Below are 987 nucleotides of genomic sequence, written 5' to 3' on the forward strand. Positions count from 1 at the left end.
GCGCTTGCTCAAGTTGAACCAGCTTAGATCTTAGGCTGTCGTATTCATCATCAGCGATGGTCGGGTTATCAAGCACATAATAGGCGTGGTTGTGTTTTTTTAATGCTTGAATCAGATTGCGCATTTCGCCAACGATATGATCATCTTTGGGATTGGCTGCTGAATCTTCTTGGGCAAAATCAAATAAATCGGTCATTTTTAACTTCTAAACAAATATAAAATCAGACAAAAAACCGCCTTATCAAAGACGGTTTTTAGAAGGCATAAACTTATTGATGGCTGGCAGCGTGAGCACGCAATTTGGCAAATTCTGCATCGTCGAGCGCATAGCCTTCTTCGTTATATATGTCAGCCTCTAGGTCATCAGCGATCATCTGTGCCACTGACACCATGCTGTCAAAGCCACGCAGGGCATGTGGGTGCGGCAGTGATAAGAACAACAAAATGCTATTAAAACGACTCTCAGCAAGTACGTTCAAGTCAAACGGCTGAACACCATCGTTATTCACGCCCATCATGCTAAACCACAGATCGCCCGTGCCGTTCTCGTGCTCGTAGCGATGGAACATATTCATCACGCCATATTTTAAGCCGTATTCACGCACCAAGCTCAGTACGGTTTTACCCGACAGTCCTGTATAGGCGTTACGTGGCGTGATCACCACAGCGATGTTGTCTGTGGCATTCAACAGTGGGCTGTTATTCTGATCAAAGCTGTCTTGGTCAGACAGATGCTTGTCTAGAATTGGGGAATTTTGCTCAAATTTACCATTAAGCTCGCGCAGCTGCTCGGTCTCTTCGTGCGCAGCGTCGCTCGACACGATCGCCTCATCAGTATTTTCAGCTGGCTTGTTGGGTGCAGGATTGATGGGTGCAGGATTGATGGCTGGTCGGTCTGATGCACTCACCACAGGGGATGAAGCTGCCACCGCCGCCATGCTGGTTAGCGCATCAGGTGCATCGTCGCTTGGCACTGTGACCGCATCA

The 987-nt window shown here is 47.8% G+C and carries 2 protein-coding genes; both read right to left on the reverse strand.

Annotated elements, in window-relative coordinates; all coding sequences use genetic code 11:
* Window positions 1-196 (reverse strand): hypothetical protein (locus tag GY683_RS01130; protein WP_297287003.1); only part of this gene is annotated, 196 nt, incomplete at its 3' end.
* Window positions 197-269: 73 nt separating this feature from the next.
* On the reverse strand, window positions 270-987 hold a 718-nt coding region (locus tag GY683_RS01135; protein ID WP_297287004.1), incomplete at its 5' end, for a cell division protein ZipA C-terminal FtsZ-binding domain-containing protein.

This window comes from Moraxella sp., from assembly GCF_024227015.1.
GTDB lineage: Bacteria > Pseudomonadota > Gammaproteobacteria > Pseudomonadales > Moraxellaceae > Moraxella.